We start from the raw sequence: 7856 nt of genomic DNA, 5'->3' as shown, positions 1-7856 counted from the left end.
GTGGGTCAATTTTATTGGCCAAAGGTGGGTCAAAATAAATGGCCATTGACAATGGGCAGTCCAGCTCGAATAACAGGCAATTTGGGCGTGTTTTCCACAGCAGGGGTGCCGGTCTTCCCGTGGGTCGAATCCTTCTGGGGTGGCTCTTGAGTGTAATCTGAAAGGGATTTTCCATTAACACGGAAGGAGAGGTTCATTCCATGCGCTGCGTAATAGAAAACCTGGTACATCCTCAAATGGCTTGCCAGGGGTTCTATCGGATGGGAAAGCACCAGGCCTGGATCATGCCGAGTCTGTCCATTCTCATCAAAAAGGATCAGCAGCAAAGGGGTAAGGGTCTCTGGCACGTTGAGTTCAATGTCAGCCTGAATGCCTTTTTTGAAGGAGCCGAGCGTATCCGCCAGGCTTCGCATCAACCAGTGCATCGCATCGGTACGATCATCCCGAGCCTCAAAGACACGTTTTGCCTTGGGGTGCACCAGTTCTGACCGGTATCGGCCTTCACCAAAGCCCTGGGCAGCATCCAGCGTGGCAGCGGATTGAAATTCAATGCTGGTAATGATTTTGATGCGGACGGCAGCGGTTTCACTCATTAACTCTATCCATTTGAAAACAAATACATGCAGGTTATCACTTAACCAGCTATACAGGATAGCCCGCATGGCGTAATGAAGGAAATGCCTTGAAGGCTATCCTGTATCTATGGTAAGTTAGCACTAAATTTTTAACCGTGAATGGGGAAATGGGGATGCAAATGCAAGAATTTGAGTTCGAGCGAGTGTTGATGCAGAAACAGAAGAAGCCCGTCAAATAATGGCAGAAGAAATGCCTGATGCTGTAATCAGTTCTATTGTAAAGGGTGAAAAGGTAGAGGACTAAGCAGGCATAACAAGTGAATCAGCGGCTCCACGCGCTGACCAATCTGCTATCACCCTGCAAAGCCGCATGGTTTTGGCTATATCTCTTTTTAACGCAGCTCTACGCTCACATTAAGCCAGCAGATATACAGGTCAATAAAGCATGAACACATATCCAGCAATACCGACTCAGGATTTTTTGAAAAATTCCAAAGTGTACGACAAGGTTCAGGTGCCATCAGGCTTGGGTGGTGTCTTCACTGCTGCTATTACAGGGTTTGATGAAGATCGCAGCAAGGTGTATTGCACTGTTGTAGATAATGCTGATTTCAGTGGCATGACCCTGGCGGCTGATGCTGATGACGTGCGTCCGGTACGATTGCAGCCCGAATTCGCAAATAGCCAGTACATGCTGGTTCGGGATTCGGGCGGGGAACAGTACCTTGCGGCCATTCGCAAGCATGATGAAGGTCAAGTATTCAAGCCTTTCCTTAAGGTGCCTGGACTTTCAAGTTACACATCACCCGATGCCGCTGCAAAGGGACTGGCACAAATTGTTCACATGCTTTGCGCCATGGATAGTCAGCTGGCGCGACGGCCTGTAATCAAAGATCAGGAGGCTATGGCCATATTTGAGCAGCTGATGAATCGCATTGAAGAAGGAGAATGGATTCGTCCCCTTGAGCTTGAAGATGCCATCTGCAATGCAATCCAGGGTTCATGGTATATGCCTGATCTGGATAATTGGATCAACCAGGAATATCTGCCATCGGAAGTACCAATCCCTGTTAGCAAGAAACAGCAGGCCAACATCAAAGAAAGGATCATCCAAGAATTGCCGGACTTTCCTGGTTTTGGCAAAGCCTTTGTTTGTACCGGTGGCACCGAAAAGGCCGCAAAGCTGATCGAGTCACGCTTGCGAGGCGAGGGGTTTCTTGATGCGGTTTATGCCCGTGAGTGCGGTAAAAACAGCAGCCAAGTTTGGGGCGGGGACTTGCTGATTGATGTGGATGGTGATACCTGGTCTGTTCGCACCATTCGCCCCTTCATAAGCTTGAATCGTGAAATAACCGGCAGTATCATCAAGCAGGGCCGCCAGGTGATTAAGCCTGAAGAAGCGAGGATCACCCAGGCGATGCCAAGCAATTGAAAGTAGACTAGATATGGAGCAAGTAATGGAGCAAGTAATGAACCCTCCACCGATGCCTGTGATGAACAACAAGATTTTGAAGTGGTTTGGTACCGGCCGCGTGGGGTCGAGCTCCAAGGCGATGGCTATGGCTGCTGCCGGTATGCCGCATGACAGATATCATCCGCATGATCCAGATGACCTGAATCGCTGCCTGCTACTTCTTGATGCAGTGCCAGAAATTCGCAACCACATGGACAGAGTTGCTGCACTCTCTGAGACTTGGGAGAAACTGGTTGCAAGATGGGATGAGGTTGAGCAGTGCTTTATCAATGAGGTTGGACTGAACTGGTCAAAAGGCGAGCGCGCATCACGCACCTACGAACTGATGAAAGCAATAGGATGCTAGCTGCTCCCCGCCCAAAGCGCTAAAGGCGCAATTGCGCCGGTGCGAAATCGAAAGAATGTCCATCTTATATCAATTTCGCACCGGCATAACCAAAAAACCCCCGCAATATAGTCCATCATTGATGCGTTTCTGATTGATCGATCAGATGGTTAAAGCTGCGGATTATCCATTGCTGGCGCGGGTGATACCGCTAGAGGCGGCAAAAGCCGGTTTCTATCTTCAATCACCCAGGCATAGCCATCCCCGACCTCCCAGGTGGATTGACCGGCAAGTGTCTTGGGCTGGCAGTGATAAGCATCAGCAATGACTTCATCCGGCCAGACCTCGCCTGACTCTTTGGATTCCCCTTCATTAATGTAAATCAGAGTGGAGTCTTGAGGCAGCTGCCCCTGCTCATGCAGCACTTCCATGATGGGCGATATGCTGCCGTCATGCTTCACCAGAAAGCGCTCTTGAGCATCCGCATCCAAGGTATTTATAAGCTGCTTTATGGTTTCACCGGTAAAACGTGGGCGCTCCCAGCCATTCCAGGTGCGACCACTCAAAAAACAAGGAAATGCCTGGTTTGAGATGCCATCTTCAAGCAGGCACTGGCTTGGCTGATAACCATTCAGTATTTTTTTGATCCGATCTGACTGGATGGTGCTCAGGGGCTTCGTCTCGCTCAGTAATCCGTTCTCCAAAAACCGAGCAACAATCAGATCCTGATAAGGCACTGATGCCAAAGGCGCGCCATCCTCAAGGCGAACCAATGCAACAGATCCCTGGCGATCAAAACCCGTTCCGGTAAGAGTGCATAGCACCCCCTGATAGTCAAAAACGGCTGGGGTGCATCCAAGCGCCTTTGTTTCCAGTAGCGCACGATCCAAGGTCATTTGATTGCACAGCTGCAAAAAGGCATCTTCACGGCTGGCATACTGATGATGACCACCTGGCGGCAGGCTCGACTCTGGCGTGCGCTGTGCTTGCCAGCAATGATTCCACTGTGCCACCTTGTACTCAAGATTGTTTGCACCTTTGAGCGGGGTATCCTTGAATAAAAAGGAGAGAATGGCCATCTCATCATTGATCTGAAGCGGATCAGTGATCGATTCGTAATAATCCTGAATGTCTTTCAGGGTGTCCCGGCTACTGAGCGCTGGATTGCTTTCTGAAAGCATCAGAACCAAGTCGTCATAATCCATGTCTGAAGGCAGGTTTGCAGCAACCGTTTGCAGGCAGTGAGTCAAGTTATTTGTGGTTACCTTCATTTTTTCAATTTCGCTGCCAAGTTTATCAGATGATCGTGCCGATAGAGCTGTCTTATCCATGGTGCCCTCCTGTATTTAGGGTTCACATGCCTGGATCTCTGAATCCGGGCGATTCAAGCCTTGCATCAGGCTCTTCAAGGGAATCCCAGCGCAGTGAGCCGCATGTATTGCCATTCATATCCCGCACTCTGAAGTGGCGGTCACCATCGGCTACACGCTGGGCAGCTTCACGGACAATGCGCGCAATCTCGTTATTTCCGTCTTCCGCAAATGCCGAGTTATTGCATTCAATTAACATGCTGAAGTTGTTGTCATCATCCACGCTGTGCTTCAGTAATTCGAAGCTGATTTCGTCCGGCTGATTAATAGTCATTTCCGTCCGTATTACAGTGCCGATCCGATTGCCGTTGCCATCACGGAATGCAAAGCTGTAATCAACTTCTGATCCGTGCAGGTCAACTTTTTCAGCAATTTTGCTCAAAATGATGCTTAAGGTCAGATCTGGAACGTCATTAAAGTCATCATTCGCAGTGCTGGTCTTGATGGCAAAAAAATTAAATTTGTGCGACATGGGAAAATCCTCTCTTTGGTGGCCATTGGGCAGTACGGCACCTTAACAAACAATGTAGCCGCACTCTTAATTCTTTTGAAGACGAACTGATTAACAAAACCCGCGTAAACCCTCTCCCAATCGGTCCGGGATATAAGATCAGGCATCAAGTGGAGTGCTTGTGCGCTCAGGCTGCATGAACTCAGAGTTTTGGCTCTGTCGCTGCCTTTCTTGGTGTCGCGGCTTGCAGGGGTGATTCCTTTTGCAGGACTTCAATGCGCTCAGCAATGGTATCCGCGCAGTCCTGGCAGTATTGAAGGTCGAACCCTTCAAGTGGGAAATCCGTCCGACAGGCATTTTCAAGAGCCTGCAGGCTTTCGGTATCCGTCAGCTTTTCGGCCAGCATCTTGCAAGTCTCAGGAGATGACTGCTGAGTGTGCATTGCAGGCTGTACCAGGCGCGTCAGATCAAAGTTTTCGCAATCAGCCAGCTTTTCGGCTAACTCCTTGATTAAGTTGGTCGTGTCCCTGAGCCAAGAGTCTTGACCTGGGATAAGCTCGGCGATCATCTGATTCACCATGCTGACCGAAGCCCCAGCCAACTCTTTCAGTTGCAGCTTGACTCTGGAAAGCTTACTGAAAGGGAAGGGAACTCCGCTGACAGGCAGGTGCTCGACCAGCGTGCCAGTGAGCTTGAATCGTGCGCCAGCCAGTGGTCGACCATCAATCATTGCATTGCCTATGGAGCCACTGTTTTTCCAATAAAGCCGGGCACCCTGATCTGTAGCCATCCAGACCTTGTGCGCGGTGGCGCCGCGAAATCCCGGTGCCTCCTTGATTGAGTGTAGCTCAACCACAAGAGGCTCCTTTGCAGTCCACTTATGATTAGCGGGCACATCAATCAATGCTTGCTCCGGGGATCGATCAAACCAGGCACCATTTTCTGAATTGGGATGCGGATACCCGCCAATCCCATATTCTGCAGCTAAATCGGGATTTTCCTTCAAAAACAGGTTGGCGGCTGCGGCCATCAGCCCGTGGTTACCACCTGTGATGCCGGATTCAATGACGGCCTGTGCATTAAAAGCAAAGCTGTTGTTCGTGTCGCTTTCTTTCCACCAGGTAACAGCCTTCTCAGCAAGCGGCATGAAAGCCTGATTGATGGTCGCAAGTTCGGCCAGTGATAGCGCATTGCTCTGATCCTGCATCATGTCACCGGTTGAGCCTTCCTGCAGGTGATGGTTGTCTTCATACATACTGCGGGAGATATAGCCTTTTTTCTGTATCAGGTAGAAAGCCAGCGTCAGGCTTTCCTCAACGGTGGCCAGCTCACCCATATTCGGCTTCAGCCCCATACCTTCCATCAGCGAGTCAGGATCCGATTCACTGAGCACGGATTCATAGAAAAGATTGGCATTGGATACCGCTCGATGCATGGAATGATCCACAAAATCATCCAGACAGCTTGAGCCGACCTGGAGAGTTTTGCCTGTGGCAACCTCCTCAAGCAGCGTGACTTTGGTTCGCTTGCGACTGTTGCCGCAGTGGTCGCACTGGCAGGGATCAATGGACTTCAGGGCTGAAACCGGCACTACCGGCACAAGCTTGCCTTCGCCATCACTGATCATGGCCTGGTAGTTGATTTTCATCGCTCCGTTTGCTTTGTCCTGCTTCAAGTCTGCAACGATGCGATAGCCCTTAATGGGCTGAGCGAAGGGGTGACTGATCGTCACATCCACCATGGGCACGGTCATCAAAACGGGGTCTTTGGCCGACCCCACATTAATGCTCATCAGCTTGCGCTCACCGATGCTGAGGCTGACCCGCTGTTCCGATCTGCTGCGTTCTAAGCGGCGATTCAGGTCTTTAATGCGCTTTTGAAAGGTGCCTAGCGCCCCCTGATAAATACGCAACTGTAATGATTCATCTATGATCTTTTCGGCAGGATCAGTCATGGCTTGTTTTCCGTGGTCATTGGTTTTTCCATAACCAGCGGTATGTCCACAAACTGCATGCTTGATCAGGGCTGCCGGTCGACAAGCAGCCCCAGCGTTCCGATCATTGACATCTGATCCCGTCTTATTCATGAGCACGCTAGACAGGCATGGATAAAACCATGGTAAATCAATGATTTAATGGTAGTTTTGCTCTTGATTCGCTCTTCACCCATTTGGTGAATTGCTAAAAATCGGCTATTTCCATTAAGGTTTGATAAATCATGGTTTCTACTGGAGTTGGGATTTTTCTGGTGAATTATGCAGGCTGATGGGACGTAGAATGACCTGTAAATATTTTTTGAATTAATTGCAAATAGGATAACCTAAGAATCAGTAATTTTTTTGCAAGCTTGCCTAGCTATCATCCTAAATGATCACTCTTATTGCCGGTCAGCAGGCTTTGGTGCTAGCTTTTCAGCAAGCAACAATCGAACGAAACCAAAAAGGAATGCAAAATGCAAGAAATGACGCGGTATTTCCGAGAAACCTTAATTGATGCTGGGTTGGGAAAAGCCAAATTCTCCGACAGGGAGCTAGAGCAGCTTGAACAAGGCAGCCGGGTTTCTTTTTCGATGCAGGAGGGTGATGCTTTTTTTAGTCGAGCAGACCTGGCTCAAGTCACCCGATCGCTGCTCGATGATGAAGAGGAGAGTCCTTTTTTGCCATTGGTAATTAAGCCGCTGGTGTATCGACAAAAGCACAACCATTGCAAAACCAGTAGCGCCTATTGTGCCGCTATCACACCGGTATTTCTTTTTGCCAAAATGGGTGCACAAAGCGGCTATATCTATCCAGGCGAACGCCAGTCAGTACAGATTGCCCGAGAGATTTTATCTCCATTAGGGGATGATGCACTGGCGATTGGCGCAATGAAGGATGTGGATCTTTTTCTGGACAAAAACCAGCCGCCACGATTCGAGGAAGGTCTGAATGGTGAGCAATAAAGCCCAGCAACGCTGGGCTTTATTGCTATTTTATACAGGTTAGCCCATTTTGAGATCGACCAGCAATACCACAATAAGAGAAAAAAGAGCAGCAGCAACTCGCCCTGATAGACAGCTATAAATCACAGCAAGCTAGAGGAGAAAATTAAGGACTGCCCAGCATCAATCTGCTTGAGAATCCAACGATAAAATACCCCGCATACTTAGCACCATAGTGCAGCATAAAAACACAAGGAAAATCCATCCGCAAAACCATGCTGTTTCAAAAACACCCGTGATTCTGATGGGTCAACTGCTGGCGCATCGTCATTTCATGAGCTTTAGTATCTTTAATGACCATTAAAATATCTAAAGTTTGTCTAATATACCGGGGCGCATAATACCAAGAGAGCGGCAATGGGTATCTCCAAATGTCGGCTCTTGATGCAAAGCCAGCGGCAGACTTTGACATCATCCCCGCACTAAAGGGCGAGGATTCCCTCTGCAGGACGCTCATGCCCGAGCGCGAGAATGTTCCTGGCGGCATTAATGTCGCGTTCGTGCGTGACACCACACGCACTGCAAGTCCATTCTCTTATTCCAAGGCCTGCGAGTCCTTTTGGACTTGAATTGGGGCGCAAGCCACAATTCGAGCAGGTCTGGGTGGTGTAGGCTTCATTGACTACCTTGAAAACAATGCCTGCGTGAGCGCACTTGTATTCCAGCATTGTTTTCAGCATTG

The 7856-nt window shown here is 49.2% G+C and carries 8 protein-coding genes; 3 read left to right on the top strand and 5 right to left on the bottom strand.

The window, feature by feature from the left end; all coding sequences use genetic code 11:
- Positions 1-29: 29 nt before the first annotated feature.
- A complete protein-coding gene (locus tag IBX50_RS14900) occupies positions 30-593 on the bottom strand; it encodes a hypothetical protein (protein WP_292257086.1) in 564 nt (187 codons plus the stop codon).
- A gap of 463 nt (positions 594-1056) precedes the next feature.
- On the opposite strand from IBX50_RS14900, the gene IBX50_RS14895 reads away from it, so the two are divergent.
- Positions 1057-2007: a hypothetical protein gene (locus IBX50_RS14895; protein WP_292257085.1), complete on the top strand. Its 951-nt coding sequence runs from the start codon at positions 1057-1059 to the stop codon at positions 2005-2007.
- Positions 2008-2044: 37 nt separating this feature from the next.
- Positions 2045-2395: a hypothetical protein gene (locus tag IBX50_RS14890; protein ID WP_292257084.1), complete on the top strand. Its 351-nt coding sequence runs from the start codon at positions 2045-2047 to the stop codon at positions 2393-2395.
- A gap of 149 nt (positions 2396-2544) precedes the next feature.
- Here the strand turns inward: IBX50_RS14890 and IBX50_RS14885 are convergent, their stop codons facing one another.
- From IBX50_RS14885 to IBX50_RS14875, 3 genes are all read right to left on the bottom strand, one after another.
- On the bottom strand, positions 2545-3705 hold the full coding sequence (locus IBX50_RS14885) for a hypothetical protein (RefSeq protein ID WP_292257083.1): 1161 nt from the start codon (positions 3703-3705) through the stop codon (positions 2545-2547).
- A gap of 22 nt (positions 3706-3727) precedes the next feature.
- Positions 3728-4216 (bottom strand): hypothetical protein, encoded by a 489-nt coding sequence (locus IBX50_RS14880; protein ID WP_292257082.1) that lies wholly within the window; start codon positions 4214-4216, stop codon positions 3728-3730.
- Positions 4217-4397: 181 nt separating this feature from the next.
- On the bottom strand, positions 4398-6149 hold the full coding sequence (locus IBX50_RS14875; protein WP_292257081.1) for a hypothetical protein: 1752 nt from the start codon (positions 6147-6149) through the stop codon (positions 4398-4400).
- Between the two features lie 497 nt (positions 6150-6646).
- On the opposite strand from IBX50_RS14875, the gene IBX50_RS14870 reads away from it, so the two are divergent.
- Positions 6647-7135, top strand: coding sequence for a hypothetical protein (locus IBX50_RS14870; RefSeq protein WP_292257080.1), 489 nt, complete (start codon positions 6647-6649; stop codon positions 7133-7135).
- 461 nt (positions 7136-7596) lie between these two features.
- Here IBX50_RS14870 and IBX50_RS14865 read toward each other — a convergent pair.
- On the bottom strand, positions 7597-7856 hold a 260-nt coding region (locus IBX50_RS14865), incomplete at its 5' end, for a transposase (RefSeq protein ID WP_292257079.1).

The sequence above is a fragment of the Marinospirillum sp. genome, from assembly GCF_014859565.1.
Note: the sequence above shows the minus strand (reverse complement) of the source record. Positions and strands in the feature narration are given on the sequence as shown.